This is a genomic window from Pseudomonas taeanensis MS-3 (assembly GCF_000498575.2).
GTDB lineage: Bacteria > Pseudomonadota > Gammaproteobacteria > Pseudomonadales > Pseudomonadaceae > Aquipseudomonas > Aquipseudomonas taeanensis.
Window position 1 is genome coordinate 847828 of sequence record NZ_AWSQ01000001.1, and the last position, 22146, is coordinate 869973.

Annotated in this window: 19 protein-coding genes and 1 pseudogene; 10 read left to right on the forward strand and 10 right to left on the reverse strand. The window is 50.6% G+C overall.

Translation table 11 applies throughout. The features are described 5' to 3' along the window. Nucleotides 1-513: pseudogene (gene radC / locus TMS3_RS03665) on the forward strand (RadC family protein); the annotation flags it as partial. Nucleotides 514-745: 232 nt separating this feature from the next. Here the strand turns inward: radC and TMS3_RS03670 are convergent. Then, nucleotides 746-2026, reverse strand: a complete 1281-nt coding sequence (locus TMS3_RS03670) for a reverse transcriptase domain-containing protein (RefSeq protein ID WP_235576599.1) — start codon at nt 2024-2026, stop codon at nt 746-748. 718 nt (nt 2027-2744) lie between these two features. Then, the gene (locus TMS3_RS25545) at nt 2745-2951 is read right to left on the reverse strand and encodes a hypothetical protein (RefSeq protein ID WP_235576600.1); all 207 of its coding nucleotides are present in this window, start codon (nt 2949-2951) and stop codon (nt 2745-2747) included. Between the two features lie 337 nt (nt 2952-3288). On the opposite strand from TMS3_RS25545, the gene TMS3_RS25550 reads away from it, so the two are divergent. The 7 genes from TMS3_RS25550 to TMS3_RS03705 all read left to right on the forward strand — a co-directional run bounded on the left by TMS3_RS25550 (nt 3289) and on the right by TMS3_RS03705 (nt 10115). Next, a complete protein-coding gene (locus TMS3_RS25550; protein WP_235576601.1) occupies nt 3289-3465 on the forward strand; it encodes a hypothetical protein in 177 nt (58 codons plus the stop codon). A 42-nt stretch (nt 3466-3507) separates the two neighbouring features. Further along, entirely contained in the window at nt 3508-3681 is a 174-nt protein-coding gene (locus TMS3_RS25555; protein WP_235576602.1) for an MbcA/ParS/Xre antitoxin family protein, read from the forward strand. Nucleotides 3682-3789: 108 nt separating this feature from the next. Next, a complete protein-coding gene (locus TMS3_RS03685) occupies nt 3790-5586 on the forward strand; it encodes a reverse transcriptase domain-containing protein (protein WP_025163902.1) in 1797 nt (598 codons plus the stop codon). A 611-nt stretch (nt 5587-6197) separates the two neighbouring features. Then, nucleotides 6198-7337: a DUF262 domain-containing protein gene (locus TMS3_RS03690; RefSeq protein ID WP_025163903.1), complete on the forward strand. Its 1140-nt coding sequence runs from the start codon at nt 6198-6200 to the stop codon at nt 7335-7337. Continuing rightward, nucleotides 7334-8716, forward strand: coding sequence for an ATP-dependent nuclease (locus TMS3_RS03695; protein WP_025163904.1), 1383 nt, complete (start codon nt 7334-7336; stop codon nt 8714-8716). The genes TMS3_RS03690 and TMS3_RS03695 overlap by 4 nt, the downstream gene beginning before the upstream one ends. A 251-nt stretch (nt 8717-8967) precedes the next feature. Then, nucleotides 8968-9453, forward strand: coding sequence for a PDDEXK-like family protein (locus TMS3_RS03700; RefSeq protein WP_025163905.1), 486 nt, complete (start codon nt 8968-8970; stop codon nt 9451-9453). Between the two features lie 122 nt (nt 9454-9575). Further along, entirely contained in the window at nt 9576-10115 is a 540-nt protein-coding gene (locus TMS3_RS03705) for a hypothetical protein (RefSeq protein ID WP_025163906.1), read from the forward strand. Nucleotides 10116-10138: 23 nt separating this feature from the next. Here TMS3_RS03705 and TMS3_RS03710 read toward each other — a convergent pair whose 3' ends face one another. The 6 genes from TMS3_RS03710 to TMS3_RS03730 all read right to left on the reverse strand — a co-directional run bounded on the left by TMS3_RS03710 (nt 10139) and on the right by TMS3_RS03730 (nt 16415). Then, entirely contained in the window at nt 10139-10561 is a 423-nt protein-coding gene (locus TMS3_RS03710) for a hypothetical protein (RefSeq protein ID WP_025163907.1), read from the reverse strand. 116 nt (nt 10562-10677) lie between these two features. Further along, nucleotides 10678-12513 carry a di-heme-cytochrome C peroxidase gene (locus tag TMS3_RS03715; protein WP_025163908.1) on the reverse strand — a complete coding sequence of 612 codons (1836 nt, stop codon included), beginning with the start codon at nt 12511-12513 and terminating at the stop codon, nt 10678-10680. A gap of 340 nt (nt 12514-12853) precedes the next feature. Beyond that, a complete protein-coding gene (locus TMS3_RS03720; RefSeq protein WP_025163909.1) occupies nt 12854-14185 on the reverse strand; it encodes a hypothetical protein in 1332 nt (443 codons plus the stop codon). A 371-nt stretch (nt 14186-14556) separates the two neighbouring features. Continuing rightward, the gene (locus TMS3_RS03725; RefSeq protein WP_025163910.1) at nt 14557-15063 is read right to left on the reverse strand and encodes a GNAT family N-acetyltransferase; all 507 of its coding nucleotides are present in this window, start codon (nt 15061-15063) and stop codon (nt 14557-14559) included. After that, on the reverse strand, nt 15060-15212 hold the full coding sequence (locus TMS3_RS25410) for a YjhX family toxin (RefSeq protein ID WP_371040190.1): 153 nt from the start codon (nt 15210-15212) through the stop codon (nt 15060-15062). The genes TMS3_RS03725 and TMS3_RS25410 overlap by 4 nt, the downstream gene beginning before the upstream one ends. A gap of 27 nt (nt 15213-15239) precedes the next feature. Then, on the reverse strand, nt 15240-16415 hold the full coding sequence (locus TMS3_RS03730) for a MerR family transcriptional regulator (RefSeq protein WP_025163911.1): 1176 nt from the start codon (nt 16413-16415) through the stop codon (nt 15240-15242). A gap of 418 nt (nt 16416-16833) precedes the next feature. On the opposite strand from TMS3_RS03730, the gene TMS3_RS03735 reads away from it, so the two are divergent. After that, nucleotides 16834-17661 (forward strand): glycosyltransferase family 32 protein, encoded by an 828-nt coding sequence (locus tag TMS3_RS03735; protein WP_200929593.1) that lies wholly within the window; start codon nt 16834-16836, stop codon nt 17659-17661. Between the two features lie 15 nt (nt 17662-17676). Further along, entirely contained in the window at nt 17677-19860 is a 2184-nt protein-coding gene (locus TMS3_RS03740; RefSeq protein ID WP_025163913.1) for a family 16 glycosylhydrolase, read from the forward strand. A gap of 291 nt (nt 19861-20151) precedes the next feature. Here the strand turns inward: TMS3_RS03740 and TMS3_RS03745 are convergent, their stop codons facing one another. Both TMS3_RS03745 and TMS3_RS03750 read right to left on the reverse strand, forming a co-directional pair. Next, the gene (locus TMS3_RS03745) at nt 20152-20607 is read right to left on the reverse strand and encodes a hypothetical protein (RefSeq protein ID WP_025163914.1); all 456 of its coding nucleotides are present in this window, start codon (nt 20605-20607) and stop codon (nt 20152-20154) included. Between the two features lie 283 nt (nt 20608-20890). After that, on the reverse strand, nt 20891-21892 hold the full coding sequence (locus TMS3_RS03750) for a hypothetical protein (protein WP_025163915.1): 1002 nt from the start codon (nt 21890-21892) through the stop codon (nt 20891-20893). Between the last annotated feature and the right edge of the window lie 254 nt (nt 21893-22146).

Consider the following 22146-nt stretch of genomic DNA (forward strand, 5'->3'; position numbering starts at 1 on the left):
ATGAGCATTCGCGATTGGCCCGCGGCGGAACGCCCGCGGGAGAGGCTTCTGGCCCAAGGGGCCGACACCCTGACCGATGCCGAGCTGTTGGCGATCTTCCTGCGAACCGGGGTTGCCGGGCAGAGCGCGGTGGATCTGGCGCGCCATCTGCTCCAGGATTTTGGCAGTTTGCGGGCTCTGCTGCAGGCCGATCTGGAGTCATTCAGTCAGCGTCTCGGCCTGGGGCCGGCGAAGTTCGCTCAGCTGCAAGCGGTATTGGAGATGGCGCGTCGGCACTTGGCCGAACAGTTGCGCCGCGACTCGGCGCTGGAGAGCCCGCAGGCAGTGCGCGATTATCTGAAAGCCCTGTTGCGCCACGAGCCGCATGAGGTGTTCGGCTGTTTGTTTCTCGATGCCAAGCATCGGGTGTTGGCCTTCGAAGCGTTGTTCCACGGCTCCATCGACAGCGCCAGCGTCTATCCCCGGCAGGTGGTCAAGCGGGCGCTGGCGCACAACGCGGCGGCATTGATTCTTCGTGGTTATCGGACATGTCAATCATTTCATTTTGCGCCACTTCCTATATCTATGGGCCTTTTCGCGCTCTTGGATCGAAATGAGTGTTTCAACGTGGAGTGTTTCACTGTCTATACCTGATCGAGTGAGATGCAGCTGCCACAAGCTGCCGGTGCGTAATTGCATGGTCTTGACCACCCAATTGCATCCGACTTAACCATGTTGACGACAGGCTGATATCGGCCAAAAGCGGTCACTCCGTTTCTCTGCGCCCCGAGTGGACCGCTGCAAGCAGCCTTACCCCCAACATCCTACGCTGAGCCGTGCCATTTGTTTTTTGAAAGAGATTCGCTCTCTCTATTTCATACTGCGCCAATGAACTTGTGATGTAGTCATCCAGGCTCTTTATCCACTGGCCATTGCTGCAAAAGGAAAAGGCTTTCCCCCAACCTAGGATTACTCGGTCGAGATTCTGTAGCGCGCCAGAGTAGGACCCCTTTGGGGATATATCTCCAGCTTCGACACTGAATTTCATCATGCGTATCGATGCGTCTAAATCGGATTTGATCCGTTTCTTGAATCGCTCCCTCGTAGCTGTAGATGGCTGGACCAACCCTGCCGAAACGAAGCAGCCTAAGAAATCGAATCCTTTAGCTGTATGGCCCCTTGAAGCTTTGTCGCTTGTTGCTGACGGCCGGTATGCTTCAAGTGAGAGCTTCTTGAGCTCAGTCTGTGCTTTGCTAAATGCACGATCCACACAGCCCATGTCCTTCCCGAGGATCAGGAAGTCATCGATGTAGCGAAGACAATTGACCTCACTATCGTTCATGACCTTGTCAAAGTCATGCAGGTACAAATTGGCTATGAGTGGGGATAGGGGAGATCCTTGAGCTACACCCTCCACCCCGATGGGGAAAATCTCATCTAGGCCCTGTCGTCGAAGCACGTCAATATTCGCAAGGTCTGTGGTGATCGCAGCTCGAAATAATGCAATCGTGTCAGGGCATATGATGTGAGGGGCCACAAGTGTCATCACACGGGCCTTGTCAATTCTAGTGAAGAACTCGGCGATATCTGACCTGATATGGAAGGCGGCTCCTTTGGCAATGGCTGCTTTGGCGTCGGCTATCGCCATCGAGACCCGTTTATCTTTTATGCCTCCGTAGCTCGTAGGGGTAGCCAGCGCTTCTTTCACGAATTTAATACGGGATAAGGCGTCGAGTAGAGCCCGCTGGACGATCCGGTTGGGTATAGGTGAAAGCACAATCGGGCGAGAATTTCCGTTGGCTTTGGTTTTTGCCACGCCGGTCTGCTTTTGGAAGGTAAAGATCTTTTTGGATAGCGCGCGCTGGATGTCGGAAAGCGACTTGGGGAGTTGGCTCTCGAAGTCCTTGGCTTCGTTTCGGATAGTTTCGGATGATGAAGAAAAGGCGCTTTCTTTGACCTTCCTCCAGGCCGAATACAACGAATCCCCGCTGTAAATCCTACGGTAAAGCGACGAGGCCACAAAAACTCCTTGTTTGTTGGGAGACACCAGTGAACTCTCACCCAACTGCTGCAGGGGACCTTCAACCTTCGGGAGACCGCGAAGCNNGCACCAGCAAGCAGGCGAGGCATCCCGATGTTAATCAGCCATCCGGCCAAAAGCCATCTATTTGGCGGATCGTTTATTGAAAAGCGATAGGATGAGGATTGGGCTCACAAGACTGCTCGTTTAAAAAAATCGCGAAAGTGAATGCCCCAAATTAGACGCCCGACTCTAACGTTAGCGATAGTCGTCTACAGCGCAAGCTCAAATGCAGTGCGGATCGAGTAAAATCAGAACCATATCGGCTGTCTGTTAATGGCCGAGCGCTGCCGGTTGTCACTTGCCGCTCTGGTCGGTCGCGGCCAAGAGGACTCCCAGCTAAATTAAGTTACCGTAATCGCTGCAGGTATCTCGCTTGAACGATACAACTGTTTCAGAAGCCGAAATGCGCCGCGCATTTGGACTTGATCACATCCCCCAGAAACAACCAGCGCCCAAATCCAACCCCTTTTCCATTTACACGCTCGTCGAACTGAGCGTGCGATAAAATGGTGGCCCTCCTTTCCGCTTCGAGCACCGCTCGCGCTCTATCAGCACGCTCACCGCGCAGCTTGAGGCCGAGAAAGCGGCGCGGGAGAATGGGTCGTGTTAGGCATCAGGCAGGTTTCAACATAGCGATGCCTGAATAGTTTCCGGTCAGCGTGACCCGAACGGCGTACCGCATCTAAACCGGATCGCCTACCAAGACAGCCGCGGTCATATCCCCTTCGCAGTCTTCGCCTGGCAACCATTTCATGGTCGCGCCCTGCCCTATCAGGTCGATGTACAGCACACGATGGCGTCCGGCCATAGCGCTCTTGGCCACCGCCTCCGGTTGCGTCTCACTCCAGGAAATCACTTCGTAGCTGAACACTTCGGCCACAAGATCCAAGCCGGTATCGTGCTGCAGGAGCGAGGCATACGTCTCGGTGCATGTATTTTGCGCGCGTACGCAGCGAATCTCCACGGCATTGGTGCCGGGCGGCTCGTAGCCGGCCACTGTGCGCCGGCCACCCCATAGTAGTAAACCGTCAGGCTGCTCAAGCACCGACAATGGAGGCAGCGTGACAGTGTTTTCGAGGGGCGTTGGATGGATGAACCAGAGAACCTCCCCTTAGAGACATCCGAAAGCCCGCCTTGTTTTGGCGGGATTTTTAATTTGGCGTGAACGTCAAACGCCAGCGTCGAGCATTTGCTCCGGGCACTGAGCCTTACTCCAAGGAATGGACATGCTGATTGAGCTCGATCTGAACATCAATGACGCGGAGGCTCTATTGCGCCATCGCATTGAGCACCAGCTAAACTCTGGGGAGTTTCGAGAAAATGCTCGCCAGAGGGAAGCACTGGGAACGGTCGCAGCAGCGATCAACGACGCGATGAGTCCAGAGCAGGAACACGCCAACTAGTCGGAAACGATTGCTCCGCAGCTGCTTGATGCCGCCATCGCTTTGTTCGGCGACAAGGCAAGCACGGTCTACTGGCTATCGAAACCCTTACGAGCGCTCGGCGATAGAAGCCCGAGGGATGTCCCCGTCGCACGCTGGCCGGAGGCGTTGACCGGAATTCAGCGCTGTGATATCAAATCACCATCGGGTTCGGGGCACAATTTAACTTTCCACTGACTATATGCGGTGGCCACTGTAAGGGTAGCTTTGCCTGATCGTGCTATACGGTTACGTTATCGATGGCGACGGTAAAAGAGAAAATAGCCCCGAAACCCGGTACTATGAATGGATATCGACGAGATTTTTAAGGATTTATTTGGCCCAGGCTTCAAGAGCCTCGATGGGTTCTGCCAGCTATTAAAAGTTGACCAAGACAAACTGCTCAACTTCCTTTACAAGAGGAAAGGCAGCCATTACGTTAGCTTTTCCATCTTAAAGAAAAACAAAACCCATCGTACCATTAAAGCACCCAAACGGGTGATGAAGAAAATTCAGCATGCGCTTTTGCCGCATCTCGAAAAATACTATTCCCCCAAACCTTCCAGCCATGGCTTCGTCAAGGGTAGGAACGTCAAGACAAATGCTCAGATCCACTCCAGAAAGAGATACGTGTTCAACATTGATCTGAAGGATTTTTTCGAAAGTATCCATTTCGGGCGAGTCAGAAATTTATTCATGGCCCACCCATTTAGTGCACCCCACAATGTTGCGACAGTTATGGCACAAATCTGTTGCAGCGACGGAAAATTAGCTCAAGGTGCCCCAACCTCACCGCTAATATCGAACATGATTTGCCGGAAGCTTGACTCACAACTTCAGGCCTTAGCAAAATCAGGTAAGTGTCATTTTACACGGTACGCTGACGACATCACGTTTTCCTTTACCAGTACCGCAAAATACTTACCGAAGGATATTGTCGAAGTCTCCGAGGACGGCAGAGCGATACCTGGGCGCGAACTGGAAGAAATCATCAAATCCAATGGTTTCATCATAAACTCTGAAAAAACGCGTCTTCAGCACCGAACGCAGCGCCAGATGGTAACGGGCCTAGTCGTCAATGAGATGCCAAACGTAACCAGAGAATTCATCCGCTTAACGAGCTCGATGATCAACGCTCTTAAACGCTACGGGCCTGAACTGGCAGAAGCCAAGTATTTGGAGATTCTGAAGGGCGAGAATCAGCGGCTTCAGCCTCGACAGATTCTGCGGACGAAGGACAGTGCTGGCGATTTTTTTATCAAGGTGGTCAAGGGGCGACTGAATTACATTCAAATGGTTCGCGGGCGAGGTGACAATATCTATCGTCGGTTGGCATATGAATTCACAGTAGCTATAGGCAAAGAGAATCCTGAGTTCAAAAAATCACCTGAAGAGATCTTAGGAAACTCGATTTTTGTCGTAAACAACATCATTGAGGAATGTCAGGGGACGGCCTTCCTTCTGGAAGGGGTCGGCATCGTTACCAACGAACACGTTGTGACCGGGGTATCTAAAACCATCGCTCGCCACTCCATTTCATTCAGCCGTGCCGGCGACACGAGAGAGTACTCAGCAGAGCTTATCCTTTCGGACAAAAAAGCAGACTTGGCTATTTTTCATCCCAATGAGGAGTTCCGAAATATTCCCGCCCTACGCAAGTCCGACAAGACGATTGTTCGCCCCACGGATCCAGTTCTATCGATTGGTTTCCCTAAGCATCGAGACGGTACCACACACTACATCGCAAAAGGCCATACTACTCAACGGCGCCGCCAGGTCGACCTAGATCTGTGGTTGGTTGATTTCACGCTGATGGAGGGAAATAGCGGTGGCCCTATATTCAACGACTCCATGGAAGTGATCGGCGTCACAGCTAGAGGAGCAAAAAATAATATCGACGCAGCACTTTACGGATTCATACCACTAGATAGCTTGAACAGCTTTACAAGCAGAGCGGACTTTCTACTTCTGAAAAGGTTGTACGACTATCTAGGGAATGGATCACTGAGCCTCTTACCTGGAATTCTCGGTAAGGGGATTTTTAGCAGCGCCTACCAAACAAAGCTCCACAAGGAACGCCTTCAGAAAGCTAAGGCAGCTTAATGAATGATCAAGGCTCAATGGCTGGTTAGCCGCGCCCCAAGCGATTGAGCATCCATTCTTCTGCTTGGTCACAATCACGCATCAAGTCACCAAACTCCTGCGTCGAGAGCCGCCTGGGTACTCCATGGGAATCAGGGTCAGGTGAGTCGAGTTGGGATGATCAGCGCGACCTTGATCCCTTTGAGAGCCATCGACATGCAAGGTGTAGTGACCAGACGCTTATAATTCTGCTTCCGCCCCAGAGTTGACGGTCGTGACAGGCCACAACCGGCCAAAAACGGTCATTCGAAGGTGTCTACTAGACTAGGAGCTATTCAGTTCTTTCAGCGCAATACCCCTTCTTCAGCACGACCGGCTCAAATCCGAACCAAGCCAAATAGCCCAGATCAATGGGCCAACCTCCCGATGACAGAAAGCGGAAAATCCTTGATGCATTAGTTTCAAATGCCGCGCCACCAAGACCGGTTATCTAGCCTCATAGAGAGTGACGGATCGGAGCAAACCCCTGATAATCATGGGAATGAGCGATACACATGAGATATGACAACCGTTAGCAATATGTATGAGCGCTCCAAGCGCCGCGAAACCGCCGGGATCACGAGACGGAAGTCATGAAAATAAACGCTAAAGACCCAGACATCTCAAGTATATATCAAAGGATCAAGCGCGGAAGCATAGACCTCCGGCCAGATTTTCAACGCGACATGGTATGGAATAAGGCAAAGAAACAGGGGCTGATCGATACTATACTTCGGGACTGGAAATTCCCCCCTGTGTTTTTTGTAGTTACGGGCAATGATGAAATGATGGAGGTGCTCGACGGACAGCAAAGGCTAAGCGCTATAGTTGAATTTCTTGAAAACGAATTCGCCATTGATGGCAGCATTGAACCTCACGACACCGAAATCCAGAAACTTAACGGGCTGCGGTTTAGTCAGCTTCCTGATCGTGTACGATTCCGGATCGAACAGTATTCTATAAGAATTCATGAGTTGTACGACTATCAGGAAGGTGAGCCTTATGAATTGTTCTTCAGGCTCAACCAAGGAGTGACTTTAACCCCTGCCGAAAAACGAAATACTTTTTTTGGCCCTGTACGCGAACAAATCAAAAAATTTGTTTCCTACATGAGCGAACTGATGCTTGACGGCTCTCGAATAGGTTTCAACAATAACAGACTGGCTTATGACGATGTCATCGCCCGCTTTGTATATGCTATTCACACCAAAATAATTAACAAAAAAATAACGGACGTGAGTCTTGTCGAGTTCTACAGGGCAGGAACACCTGTTCCGTATAACATTGAATCTCAAGTAACGAGCGCAATCCACGCGCTTGCCGAGGCATGTGAAATCAGCGCTAGCCTTGGTAGCAAACTCAAGCTAAATAAACCTACTCTCTTAACGTGGCTGATATACCTCTCGAATGATCGATCAGTGGAGAATATTGAACACCTGTGTAGATTTGAGCGTATTAGGGAGTCTGTCAAAGGAAGCAGTGAAGATAATAGCAAGCTTGCTTTTCTACTAGGTATTTACCAAGAGCGTTCCGCGTCAAGTGTAAACGATGCCACACCGGTTCAATTGCGATTATTAGTTATTTATCTGATTGGCTGGATGGAAGGGCAGGTATATGACAGCACCGTTGGAGAGCGCGCGCGTGCGATATTAGATAAAATTAATCAGATGGACAGTTTGACCGAGGAAATGGTCATCTCATTTATGGAAGAAGAGCACTGGGGCTTGCAATGAAAAAAGCCGCGATTGCTGACTACTGGAGCAGGCTAAATGACGTCCAAAATGTCGCTAAGGGTATAAAATCGTTAAAGCAATTTATTCCACCTAGTACCGATCTTGAGTTTAGTACTGGAGGACTGTTCGCTGTAGTGGGTGCAAACGGTGCGGGAAAGAGTAGCTTTTTTTCTTTTCTGACAGATACTGGCTACGACAGGGTTGAATTCTACAGGCACGAAGCGACGCTTTATAACGGAGAAGTGATTAAATTTCCTGGTGAAGCATTGCAGGCGGTCGTCACCGAGCCACTTTCCGAGCTTCGTGAGGCTAACGCAACACTTGTAAATTTCAAAAGTACTTTTGGCCAAGGGGGCATAGCTGATTTACCAAGTAAGGAGCTAAGCTTAGTAAATTACGTGTTAGGCAGCAGCTACGATTCGATTCGCATTGAAGAAGTGGTAACGGGAGACGAAGAAAGTTGCCCCCGATTCGTTTTTACCAAAAATGACAGAGAGCACGATAATTTTACAGCCTCGATGGGCGAACAGCTTGTTTTATTCATTTATTGGACGTTGTCGAAGAAATACAGTAGACCAGGAGTGTTTTTTTTAGAAGAGCCTGAAACCGGGCTTACTCCTGCGGCACAAGATCGCATTGTCGATTTATTAGCCTACCTTTCTGCCGATAGGAAAAAGCAGCTTTTCATAGCAACCCACTCCCCTTTTATCGTTTCTAAGCTCGGAATTGAACGAGTAATAGTAATGAAGCGACCTGAAGTTGCTCATTGGGATTTAGCAATAAACAGTAATTACCTGAATGAGCTTGGGGTAACCCCCGTCAGGAAGGGGATTTTCTTTCTTGAGGATAATAAAGCCAAAGTTTTTTTTGAAAAACTTCTAGATATATATGGAAGCAGCGTCAGAAGGACTCACGAAATTATTTTCTTAAACGGCGAATCCCATGTGTATGAAGTGGTTAGCAGGTACGCTAGGCAAAGTAAAAACTATGCGGTAAAAGGCATCATTGATGCGGATCAGAAAGGAGAGGCCAAGTATATTTCACCCGATTATGATTTTCTTCCTGGCACCCTTGCTCCTGAAGAAGAGTTAATCTCCGCCATCCAAACCGATGTGGCTGGATTCGCCCGAAAACTTGGCGTTCGGTCAGACAGACTTGCGGATGCTATACGTCTCTGCCAAGGCTATGAGTTACATGACAAGTTTGAAGAGATATCAAAAGAAATCTATGGAGAAATCAAGACGATAGTATATGAAACTGCGTTCCTACTCTGGTTTGAAAAATTCCACGCCCGACAGGAAATCCATGATTTCATGATGTCTATTGATCCGGACCTTACAGCTGATGACATAGACGTGGTGCGAAGCCAGTATCCATAGATACGTATCGACTGAATGGCTGTTTTCGACCCCTATAATCTTCCGCGACAGAGCCGTGTTTGACTTACAGATTCACACGCCAAATTAGCCAATCATGAGAAAGGGGACGGATGTATTCATAGAACAGACTGGCCGCTTTTGGCCGATTCCTGCCTTTCATGACCGGCAGGTGTCGGCCAAAAGCAGTCAGTCGCCTGCTCGATACGTGGTGCGACTAAAATCCTAATCTGACTATCACGGAAAGTATAAAGATGAGTGATTTGTTCCAGGCTGCTGCAGTTCTGCGAGCAACCCATCACAGTGACCCAGGCTTCAACCTATTTTCAGTACTACGCTCCGACAGCGACGAGGTCTATTTGCACTCCCGCTTTCTCGCCTTCCTACTCAACCCACAAGCTGCGCACGGTTGTGGTAACGCTTTGCTCAAGACATTGCTCCAAGTTCTTCGTATTGAGGATTTTGACGTAGAGACCGCTAGCGTCCATGCCGAATTTAAGGGCATCGATATCTTCATCCGTAATGCCAAAGGCCAAGCCATCATCATAGAAAACAAGATCTATCATCACGACCAAGATGAGCAGATCTACCGTTATGACCAATTGATAAAAAATCAGGGTTACACGGTGATTGCCAACCTCTACCTGACGCTCGACGGTTCAGAGCCATCTGAGCAAAGTAGCAAAGGCATCAAAGTTGACTTGGTTAGCTATGAGACGGACATCATCTGTTGGCTTTAGCGCTGTGTGTCACTGGTTGCACGAGATGCCGGCTTGCGTGAAAGCATATTCCAGTACATCGAACTGCTAAAGAAACTGACATCAACGGACCAGGGAGGGATTTATGTGAGTGAGTTGAAAAAATGTTATTGGAGGGAGACAACCTGCTGCTGGTGGCCGATATCGAACAGGCTTACAAGGAGGCACTCATTGATCTACAAGAGCAGGTTTGGGGGCGTATACGGACGTACCGTGAAGTAAGCTACCCTGAGATGCCTAAGCCAGAAGACACCGCTAGTCGGGATGCCATACGCAACTACTACAGCAAGTCGCGAGACAATCGCAAATACGGTTTGTATTTTGATCTGGGCGCGATGACAGGTTTTGTCTATATCGAGATCAATCACCGTTTTTACTTCGGCTATGGTGTGCCTGAGGAGGCCAAGGCATCTGAACGAAAACGCCTTCTCAAGCTAAGCAACTCCATAGCAGGATCATCTGGTAAGAGTACCGAACTGTTTTGGCGCTTCCCCAAAGTCAACATCAACCTGTACACGCTGCCTCGGGCTGATCTGATTACGCTGCGTGATCCGGTAAAACAGCAGGCAATTGCCCAAGACCTGGTGGACGGTATGTATAACCTATGGGTCAAGGGGCGGGACTATGCCTTGAGCGGCCGATAACGATTTTCGCAACTGACCGCCCCTCAGCCTGCTGCCAAGCACACGTTATTCAGCAACGAGTATCGCCACCACACGGCTGCCAAGGTAGCGAGTGATAGGCCCGTGTACCATATCGATATCTTTGTTTTCGAATCAGAACTTATTCCCTCGATCAATGGAGCCAGTTCAGAGGGAATAGCAGAAGTAGCGCTGGACGCAAAATTTCGGATGCACTGAACCGTATCCACAGCTTCGCCTTGCGAACTGATAACCAGCCTTCCATTCAGCAAGGCAAAGACCGTAAAAGCGATAGAGAGGAACAGAAACAACTCGAAAATCGCATTCTTCTCTGACCAGGCGAAAGCAGCTGTCCCACCGGCCACGAGCTGGAAGTAGCCCCAGTATCGATGCGTAGCATCTGTAACTGAACGGTAGTGAGTCAGTGCTTCCGATAACGTGAGAGACATACATTACCTCCATCCTAGCAGTATCACGTTAATGGGGTGAGCTATTCCATCCCCCTTCTGAGCATGGCTGTAATTGCTTATGCCTCAGTCACGAAACAATAAGGTTATAAGCTGCACTACAGGGTCTTCATATATTCGATTAGTTGATATCTTTCGGTGTCATCAAGCTTGGATGCTCCATAATCATGACCATTCTTGGAGTTCCCAGGCAATGATGTGTCGAAGTCAAAAGGCTCTCCTGGACCATAAGCATCGATAAAGCCTACTTGCACCGGATCGAACTCAATAGATCCAACTTTGAATTTCGTTGGCCGCTCGGCTGGAGGCAACAGCAGATCGTACAGCGTGCGCACTGATCCGTTGTGCAGAAATGGCCCAGTTGCCCATATGCCAGTCAGTGGGCGAGCCTTGTAAGCCAGAGTTGGGTACTTCTTTGTATCCTTAGCCATCTCATAGCATTCATTGAGTCGAGACTCCTTTTCTGAGAGGAAGGAGAAAACGGCGGAAAACCAGTTCGTTTGCGGCGGCACCGGCCTTTCAGGAGTAACGTTGAGAAAGCCCATTAAGGCCAACCGAACGATCTCACCTTTCTGATTCAATAATACTTCACGGGCAGTTACGCCCAGCTGGGTCACAAGTGGTGACTGCTTATCGATACTGCCAGTGAGTTCGTTAAGATGCTTGCCGCTTAAATCACCTGGATCGCTTTTGAATTGGACCGCATTACAGGCCATCCATGGGTCCGTAGTGATGGTGTTGCTGCTCTCGGTGTCTCGGCTGATAGTTGCCATCTGAGCAACTATTATTCCATTAAGGTTGTCGCGTGCCAAAGGTTGGTGGCAGCTTGAACAGTTCTTTTCGAATAGATATCTTCCATCTTTTACCAAATCTTTACGCCCATCCTTCCCATTCTTGATAGCCATTTCTTCGCCAAGGTTAGTTGGCCATTTTGGGGGCTTCAGAATCTCGAGAGTGCGCTCAAGCCCTGCAAGTCTATTAACTGGCACACTTGACATATAACCTTTCACAAATTTAAAAGGGCCCTCCTGTTTAAAATTAACATCACCGAAAACCCCAACTACTTCTGAAGCATTTCGCGCAAGCGCACCAACATCGAAACCATCTTTTCCCAGCTTTTTGTTGGGGGCTACACCATTCCATTGTACTCGGTCGTGCTGGGAGGTGTTCCAGAGAAAGGGATAACTGACCGGAGCGTCAGAAGGGTTAGGTGTAGAGTTTTTTGCCCCATTGAGCTGTGCCACCCTGTTTAGAATGTGCCCGACTGCATCAACACGACCAGGGCCATAAACCGAGCTTGTGTTATTAAGCCTTTCATTCTCTGAAAGAAATTTATTCAAGGTGACAAGGGAAACGCGGAGTCTTTCGCTATCGCTTTTTACATCGGTTAAAACTTTTCCCGCAAATCTATCGAATTTATCCTTATCACTCAGCGTGTCAGCAAGTGCTTCTCGAAATGCTTGGAAGAACTTTTGAAAGTCAGCATTTGTCGGCCCTCCTTGTATCACCAAGGTTTGGCCTTTGTATGAAATATTAGTTGTGTGGCAGGCCGCACAGTTCAAGCCGACCCATGGTTCGTTGCTTGCTTGAACCCCCTTCCAGCGCAAGTGGGAAAAGGTCAGATCTTTATCGTCGCTTGTGTCGACTACAAATCCTCGGGGAAGCCGATAGGACCGGTGGTTGAACACCGTCGTACCCGGCGTGTATCCGTACCTTTTGATATTGTCATCGGACATAAAAGGCACTTTCGATTCTTTGATTTCAAGTGCATTTACCCAACTTAAGGGTGCGAGTCTTGATCCTTGGGTTTCGTTTTGCCAGTAGGCAATGTCCTTCTTGCTCCAATTTTGATCTAGATCCACTTCGGCTGCCATTGCAGCGGCCGACGCTAAGGAAATCATGCTGAGTACAGCCAACACGGACTTCATTGTCATTTCATCGATCCTTCGAGGCGTCCGCCAAGGTGGTTGTGTTGTAGACCCGGACTGAAGCGTAGGAATCTTTTTGAGTGGCTGCTGAATTTTTTATCTGTCTTAGCACGGCAACCCCCAACCTAACATTGAGTCTCGAATACATGCATCAGAGAGCCCGCTTTTGGCTCTGTGCAGTTTTATTGTCGAGCTGGCTTTGCACCTTGGTAGTTAAGGTAGTGTCTGTGGCGGTGCTTCCGAATCCGATCGTCATGCTCCGCCCTCAATTACGATGCGGCTACACCCACCATCGTCATGAGAAATCCAATACAACACATGATTATTTCACGGACCTCGCCGATCTTTAGCCACCTGTTGGTACCCCGCAATCCGTAGGTATCAACCCCTCGCTTTCAGTTTCCAGTGGGTCTTTATTCACCTCCTCTAACACCGCATTCATGAGGGTATGCATAGGCGGCCCCCAGATATCGGTGTGGTTGGGGATGACATCCTTCGTGGTTCGGATGTTGAAAATTGGGAATCCGTGGGGGATGTGATCACCTGCAGTGCCACGGGTAATGAAGTGTCCGGGGGCAACGACGTCGCAGTCTCTGTCAGCATCGCATCGAGTGAGCTCGTACTTGTCAGCGATGCATTTCTGCTTGGACTCCTCAGGCACACCCGTTGCACTTGTACTAAACATGAGGCCCTTTGCCTGGGAGGTGCATTGCTGCTCCGTCAGTTGGTGCGTGATGTAGGGGATGTAGTGCCCAATGGCCGTGACATCTTGATCCTTGTAGATGCCGCTCGGGTAACTCTGGAAAACATTTCCCATATACCTACCAAGCTTGAAGGCGACCCGTGTTGGGAAGTCGGCTTGGGTGGTGAGGATGACTAGCCGTGGCTTCTGCCCGGCAGGATATTCGAAGCCTCTGGCAAAGCTGTAGAGCGGGCGTAGACGCATTGCCTCGAATGCAGGGTTCACCAGAACCACCATGTCCGCAATAGGCGTGTAGCTCGAATTGCGCTGGCAGTCCCTGCGGATCTGCTCCGCTATGGTGTCTGACATTGCCGAATAGAGCATCGCGCCGCCGAAGCTATGGCCAATGACCAGAAGGCGAGAGTATTGATAGTGGCTACGGATGTCTGAGAGGGTTCTGATCAACTCCGCCACAGCACCAGCGTTGCCAATGCTGTGTGCATTGTTCTTCCGCTCCCAGAAGGTCAATCCATAGCTGGGCAGAAAACCGGGAATGGTTTCGGAGTCGATCGACTCACCACGCCAGGCAACATAAATGCCGGCAGCTGGCTTACCCTCAACCTTCGAAAGCAGCTTGTGGAAGTTCGAGATGTCTTCGTCGCCAACCTTGGCGTTGTGATGCCAGCCATGGATGTAGACGATCACCACCCCGTCTTTCTCAGCGACACCCTTCGCGGCAAGTAGTCCATTGTTGAACTGCTTTCGGCTCTCGGCGTTTCCGAACTCATCAAACTCCACGATGTTGATGCACCTACCCCTTTCGCACTCTTGCTCGGGGCCAAGCGCTGGCCGCGGGATGACTGCGGTCTTCTGCTCTCGTATCACGCCATCATTGTCTGGCAGCGTGTCACGCTCGGTTCGATAGGGGATCTTCTGGGTGCAGCCTATAAGTAGGACGGCGAGAACCAAGTAGGTGAGGTATCGGGTGTTGGGCATACTTCCTCCGTGAATAGCCTGACTGAGTTGCTTCAAGCCTAGTGGCAAATTGCCCATTTGCATTGGCCTGTTATCAGTCTGCCGATATCACTACGAGTGAACTAAGCCAACGTCCGCACAAAAAAACGCGATCTAGGCGGGCTTTTGTGCAGTCCGATTCATTCAATCCACCCCACGTTCTTTAATAAGATGTTGGCGCGACACGTTGGTACACGCCAAAGTATGGCCGTTGCTCGATCAGGGTACGTACTTGGTAGTGCGCATGCGTTTAGATTGACGCTCAAACAATGTGAGACTTGGAACCTCGCTTTCGGGATTGAATCGGCCAGGAGCAGCCGCTGGCGTAGAGTGCTTTCGACCTCCTATCGCCATCACGCGATGGCTTCAAACGCCTCGTGATACTGCACCATGCCTTTTGGAGGGGCACCGGAAAATGCCTGCGCTTGGAAGTATTCGTGAGGTACCCCTGGGAGTTCTAAACCCGGGTATGCCTTGAAGCCGAAGCGCCCGTAGTAACCAGGATCACCCAGCACCACGCAGCCAACGCCGCCGAGCTGCCGCAACTCGGCAAGAGCGGCGTTCATCAAGGCCGAGCCCACGCCTTGGCCCTGACGATCTGGCAGTACGGAGATCGGGCCGAGCCCGAACCAGCCACTTGCGCCAGACGAAACCCGCACCGGGGAGATGGCGACGTGACCAATGATGTTGCCGTGCTCTACCGCCACCAGGGAGACGGTAAGTTGCTTGCTGCGGCGCAGTGCATTGACGATAAATTGTTCGGTGTGACTTGAATGCTCTTCGTGTTCGAAAGCTGCCTTGGTCAACTGTGCGATGGTGTCGATGTCTTCGACCTGTTCGTTGCGGATTGTCATTTTCATGCTGATTTTCGCTTTAGCGTCCTGATCGATAATGCCGCGTATATCGCATTCAACCGTTCTAATACGGCGTGCTCATCGCGCCTATGTAAAATGCGACCACCTTTTGCCAAGACATGCTGCGTCCTTTGCTTCACTTTCGAGAGGCTCATGGCGGAAGCAATAAGTTCTTGGCGGCGTTAAATGTCTTCTTTCTGCAGTACAAAAAACTGGTAGCCATACTCGCCGAGATGCTGCTGATGGATATCCAGTTCTTTTTGGATATCGCTGAGAGCACTAGAGGAAAACTCTTGCGAAGAGAGTCCAGCGATCTTTTCACGCAGCGGTGCCAGATAGTTTGTCCAAGCCTGCTGACTCAGCGGAAAACTGTGCAGTACCCGATACCCCAGCTTGCCAATCGCCGACAAACGACCCTCCACCGTTTGCATATCAGGGTAGTTTTGGCGCCAGTATGCCGAGGCTGCCGGCGACGGCTTTTCGGTAAGCCACACCAGATCGCTGACCGCCAGAAATCCTTGCGGCCTGATGAACGGCCTCCAGCTTTTCAGAGCCTTGTCAAAGCCCATGATGTAGGCGCAGCCCTCTGCCCAGAGCGCATCGAATTGCAGGTCGACAAAAGGCAGTTCGGTCATGCTGGCGCAGAGCAGTCTGACTTGCCCCTCTATGGCGCTGTGGCGGAGAGCTCTGCGCAAACAGCTGAGGTTGTATTCATCATTATCCAGAGCGGTAATCAGCCCCTGAGTGTGCTCGGCCAAAAGACGAGTGTTGGTTCCCCTGCCGCAGCCAATGTCCAACATAGTGCCCGGTACAACGGGCAGGGCATGTAGTGCCTGCAGGGCATCGTCGGCAGATCCCGGCCCCAGACGATCCAAGCCATCAAATATCCGCTCAAAATCCGCCATGTACCGTTCGTGTTCATTCATGTCTTTCGATAGCCATCTCAAGCGCAGTGCTTGTTTTTCACTGAACCCCTGTTTGAGCAACCAGGCCAGATGTGCTCCCGGCGCCTGACTCTCCAGGGCCTGGTGCCACTCACGCATGGAGCCCATTCCTAGCATGGAGGCGAGCAGATCCCGAGACTGCTGTTTCTCGACAATTTCCTGCTCCAGGGACTGTAGGCGCTTTAGAAGCAATGCCCTGTCAATGCGCGTTTCCAGACATGCGAGGCACTCCTTCAGGGTCAAACCACCAGCCTGAAGCTGCTGTAGCAGCTTCAACTGCTGTAGATCCTGATCCGAATACAGGCGATAGCCGTTGGCCTGCCGCCGCGATGAAATCAGCCCTTGTTTTTCGTAATAGAGCAGCGTGGTGCGGCTCAAGCCCACCTTCGTCGCCAACTCTGAGATGCGATACATAGGCCTATCCCTCACGCTGTGGCCTGCGACCATAAACTATGAAGTTATAGACAGGTAAAGGGGTAATTCCCCCATTTTTAGTGCTCGCCAGAGAAAAGGTAGATCTACAGGCTTTCCGCCAGTGGCTGCTCCTGGCCGACTGCTGCCTGTTACCCACCGGCAGAGATCGGCCATTAAGAGGCCATCTGCGTCTACGAGTTCTGGGTCGATTCGTAATCCATTCACTGCAACGAGAAGGCAGGGGGGCAGTAGCTCAATCGAAATATCAAAGATGCGACCTCGCACTTTTAGCCTGCCCCCTTCTCGATTAGTACATCTGCAGTGCACGCAAGAAGTAGACTGCGCAGAAGCTTTGGAGTCATCCAAAGAGTTAGGACACTCAAGTCTCAGCACCATAGACAAGGAGGGCATGGTCATCATGGAACTGAAGGAAGATACTCCGGAAGACCATCGTCGACGCTCTGACTTCATAAGGACACTGGTCCAAAACCCCACCCAAGGAGGGCCGTTGCCTCTCGAATACGCCTGCGGCATTCCAAGGGCAATCGTCCAGTTCTGGCACAAACGAGATCAGCTGCCCAGTGACGTAAGCTACTGCATAAAGTCTTGGAAATCGCTAGAAGCGCATGGGTTCAAGCATCTTCTCTTCGATCAAGAAGACGCAAAACAGTTCATTAGTGAGAGGCTCGGCGAACGCCATAGTAGAGCATTCGAAAAGTGCTACCACCCCGCCATGCAATCAGATTATTTTCGTCTGTGTTACATCTCGGTCGAAGGCGGTTTCTATGTAGATACGGATGACGTTTATCTTGGAACTACCATCGATAATCTGTTTAGCGATGGTCGATTGAAAATTCAACCCCTGTGCTATGACCTAGTTTCAGGGTCAATGCTGGATACCGCGGTTTTCACCGCCAAAGGAGCATATTCTCCAGACTGGATCTTCTACTTCAACAATAACCCCTTAATTGCGCCTCCTCACCATGCTGTAATTGATAGAGCCCTCGCCCAGTCTACCCTTCTTCTAGAGTGTTCAACTGGTGAGCTACCGGAGATTCAGTCAACGACTGGCCCTGGGAACCTTTCTAAATCGATTTTCGAGTTAGGTACCGCCGGTGCCGAAATCAAATCAAGCCTTCAAATACTTTCGAACTGGGAGAGTACTGCATATACGGAGTGGCATCTGAGCTACAGGCATGACTCAAGAAATTGGCGACTATCAAATAAAAAGCAACATCAAGAATGAAGGGTAAGAATTACTATGAACCTAGCTAAACCTCTTCGGACGGTTGCAAGCCTGTTTTATTCCGTACTACTACGCAGTCGCTTTCTCCTGCCAGCACAGCGCTCTCGTACATTCACCTCTTCCCCTCAACCTGAAGCACACATCGGACAAGTCTATGTCATCAACTTGGACCGAGAAACTGTAAGATGGTCTGATGTTACGCGCGAGTTGAGCCACGTATTAGACGACTCAGGTACCAAGCTTACGGAGCAAACAACCCGCTTCTCTGCCATCGACGCTAGAGAAATGCCAGAGTTGTGCCTTGACGACAAATATGTGCATCCCTTCTATACGCTAGCCGACCAGTTGTATGTAGAGCCCCAACCCAATGCTTTGCCCGATGAATTCGAACTTGACCGGCCTATTCGAATGACTCTCGCTGAAATTGCTGTCGCACAATCACATATTCGCGTTTGCCAACTCATTGCAGAAGGCCCCCATGCGTATGCGTTAGTTCTTGAGGACGATGTTTACTTTGAACGCAGTTTTGGATCGCTTCTAGACAATGCGTGGATGGAAATGGCTGATGCTGATCAGGCAGAACCGCAGTTCGACATTCTTTACTTGTCTTACAAGGAAGTGAAGAACGGTGCCAGAAAAGAGTTCCTGTCTAGCAGCGTTTTTAGACCTGAGCGCGGGCTCTGGTACTTCTCTGGTTACATTCTCTCAAAAAAGGGGGCCCTCAAGCTGCTTGAGCTGCTGCCCTGCCGTGGTCCCGTTGATCTCTGGATTAATCACCAATTTAATAAGCTGGATGTCAGGGCTGTTCGAAAATCCATTATTAGTCAGCGGCGCGATCTTAACTCCTCTAATTCCTACTCTATTCTTCCGTCTCTGACCAAGATTGGGGTCATCGACAGTGAGGGGGCCTCCCTCTTTCAGGGGCGTCCCAAAGCCCAGCCAGTTTTTGTCTTTGGCTCGACAGAATCAGGGATGTCCGCCCTGGCTATGGCGCTATCGATGCTTGGCTATCGCTGCTGCAGCGACCTAGACAAGTTGCCGACTTATGAGCTAAAAAGTTTGTTGGCCGGTTCCGATAACTGCACATTCAACGCCTTCGTCAATATTGGCTGCCTGGCTCAACATATCAGTACCCTGCGGGCTAAATACCCCCAGGCCAAGTTCATTGTGACCGCGAATGAACACACGCTAAACGAAGCACATATACGCTTATTGCTCGACAGCCTCGAAGGCGCAGACATTGTGCTGTTGAATTTGGCCGAAAAGCGCAAGTGGCGTGTTATTTGCGATCATCTGACATGTGCACCACCTGTTTGCCCTTATCCGGAAATCCAAGACCTTAGGCAGCAAGAGCTCCTGGATCAGGATTCAGAAATAACGAGCTCTAACACTGGGAAGAACCTCAAGCACGATGCCTCGCCCTGGGTAGTGGAGCCGCATTCGACTTGGCAAGGAATCCGTTCGCGAATATCTGCCTCTCAGGTTTGTGGTGATGAAACGCGGGCAGTTTTCAACGACTCTCTGGAAAGCATTGACACCGAGCGCTGGCTATTCCGGGATGACACGTTTCCAGGAAATCTGGCCCTATTTCGACCCGAAAACATCACAGTGCGACCCGGTTCAGGCATAACCCTAACAGTTAAGGAAGAGCCACTCGGAGTTCGGGATTTCAGTGCTGCAGCTATTTCGAGCTGCCAAAAGTATCTTTTTGGTAAGTTTGAAGTTTCGATGCAAGCTACCAGAGTTCCAGGCCTGGTGACAGGGTTCTTCCTGCACCGTGACTCGCCTCGCCAGGAGATAGATATCGAGATCGTGGGTAATCGCTCGAACCATATGCTAGTGAACGTCTTCTACAACCCCGGCGGAGATGGAGCAAGATTCGACTACGGGTACAGAGGAACGCCAAGCCTCATTCCCCTGGGCTTCGACGCGGCAGACGCATTTCACACCTACGCAATCGAGTGGGATCCATCTGAAATTAGGTGGTTTGTCGATGGTCGCTTGGTTTACCGGCGAGGCGTCTGGGATCCCACCCCCATTCCGCACCTACCCATGACTCTGCATGTAAACACCTGGCCGACGCGCTCTCGCGAACTTGCAGGGCGCATTGCAAGGCACGCCTTACCTAGTGCTGCGGTTATTGGATCATTATCAGTAAATGCGGCGGTAGCTAGCGCCTACACCTCAGAACTAGGATAAGAAGGCAATTGAAAAAACTCACAGGTTGCCTAGTGCGGCATTTTTTGGGGGGGGAGGCGAATGCCAGCATTTCGTAATGAAGGGTGAATCGCCACTGGTTTTGTAGACACTCAATGACCGCTATTGGCCGAATCTCTGCCGGTCGTGAATGACCGGAACCGACCCAATATAGCCGCTGGGGAAAGACCGGAGTCGGCCAGAAATTGCCAGTCACGACCGGCAAAAATCAGCCGATATCAGACGTTTTTCTGTGTTTCCGGGACGAATCCTATGACAACCAATCCACTACGCTCAAATCTTAAATACGATTGATAGAATCTCGTTCAGGATTTTTAGACGGTTTTTCAGCCATTTAGGTAAGAATTTTCCCAAAATGCTCTCAAGACTGTCCTTCCCTGTTTTTGCCGCAGAGGCAACATCCTGGTCATGCTCATCGTTAACTTCTTGAATTGCATGGTGTTTTCTATGTTTGTCATGCTCCCCATCCGGTTCCATTATCTGAATATTGGCAATAATAAATTGCAGTTCACCGACCAAGGCCTCCTCAACTTCGGGATCCAATTGCGCAAATGCGTTCGCAATAGCGACTCTGGCGGAAGGGGACTTCAGCCGATCAATTACTTTGCGTGAGCTCTCCTGTAGCGTCCCTGACTCCTGAAGATGCCTTCCTTCTAACCTGGTAAAGCCGCGGGCGACCAAAGCCTCCACATGCTTGATAAAATTTATGTACACATCTGCCGGATCCATGATGTGTTCTCCTCGTTGTGTGCAGACCCACGCTTCAAGGAATTGATGCGTGGGCAAGTCGGTGGGACTAAACTCTTATGCAAAGTGTTATTGATTTTTTCTGGGCCCACAAAAGTATAGATATGATTCCACGGACGACAAGTACTCATGCTCAACGGTAGGTTCGATAGTTGCTCAGGTGGCGGTTGCACTCAGCTCCTGCAACCGCCCTGCCTATTCGTCACACGAAAGGTTTGCGGCATCAGCTCATTTAGCTATTCCGATAAATCCCATCACTCCGCATTTAGAACGGGATGTCGAGGTCAAAGGTGTCATCAGACGGAGAGGGCGTTCCAGTGCTTTTGGGCAGGGCTAGATTGGTAACGGTGTAGAGGTTGATAATGTCTTCTCGGTCCATGAACATAATCTGAGATCGCTTCGCTGCATCCAGTTTGTTTCCAATCCAGTTCCGCGCTTGCTTGGTGATCTCGCCTCCGGCCACGATGAAAGCATGGTCAACAAGTACACGTCGGCTTAACTCAGAATCAAAGATTTCATGGCCGAGCATCATATGCACCTGGTTGTATATTTCCGCGATATTTGCCGAGCCTGCTTTACTTACGCCCGAAGAATCTAACTTTCCCTTCTTGACTTGAATACCGAAGTAAATGACGTGAAGCGTGGGTAGGGTGTACTTCATCCAGATGTCTTTGCCGTACTCAAGGGCCTTGTCCTTGTGGCCAGCTGCGGTGACGCGGTGGAACCCTAGCTGGCGGAATAGCGGCAGCAATACATCCTCGATCAACTGGTCTTCCGAGCAACTATTGAGGTACGCGGTGAGTTGCTCCTTACGCACCAACTCTGCGGACGTCATAGGGCGGTGGGGGTTTGCGATCTGAGCTACCGTGTTCGTGGCTAGGTGACGTAGCTGCCCTATCATTAGCTCGTCATAAAATGCTTCCCAACCTTCGCGTGCAAGGACTGCATTGAGCTTAGAGAGTGCCTTTTCGCGTGTTGGGTCTCCTGGCTGAGTATCGGCGCGATCCAATAGCGCTCGGATGATTCGTATGAACGAATCCGGAGGAATCGTTGGACTTACCTGCGGCTGAGCCAGAACGTCGGTTAGGCGATCCGCCACCCATGACCAGCGAGTTGAACCGTCATGCACAAAATCCAAGTCGCAGTCCTCGAAAAACTCCGTCAGGTAGCTGCTTGACCTATACCGAAAATAGGTCACACCATCCGGTGCTGGGTCACCGCAAACCAAGTGCGCTAACTCTCTGAGGTTTCTGTTCTTCCATTTCATGGGTGAGGCTCGAAAGGCATGTGGCCCTATGCTAGCCAAGTCATCATTGGGCTGCCATAGCCCACGCGATCTCGGTGACCCACCGTTATGGGTCGTTAGCAGGCACGCATCAACGTCCGTTTCTGACCGATACCTACCGGTAACCACCATCCGCTACAAGTCGACTCCGGTCTATCACGAATGGCAGAAGTCACCCAATGCAGACAAAGAACATCACGCTCCCGTAGTTTTCCCATAGCGAAAGGCTTACACGC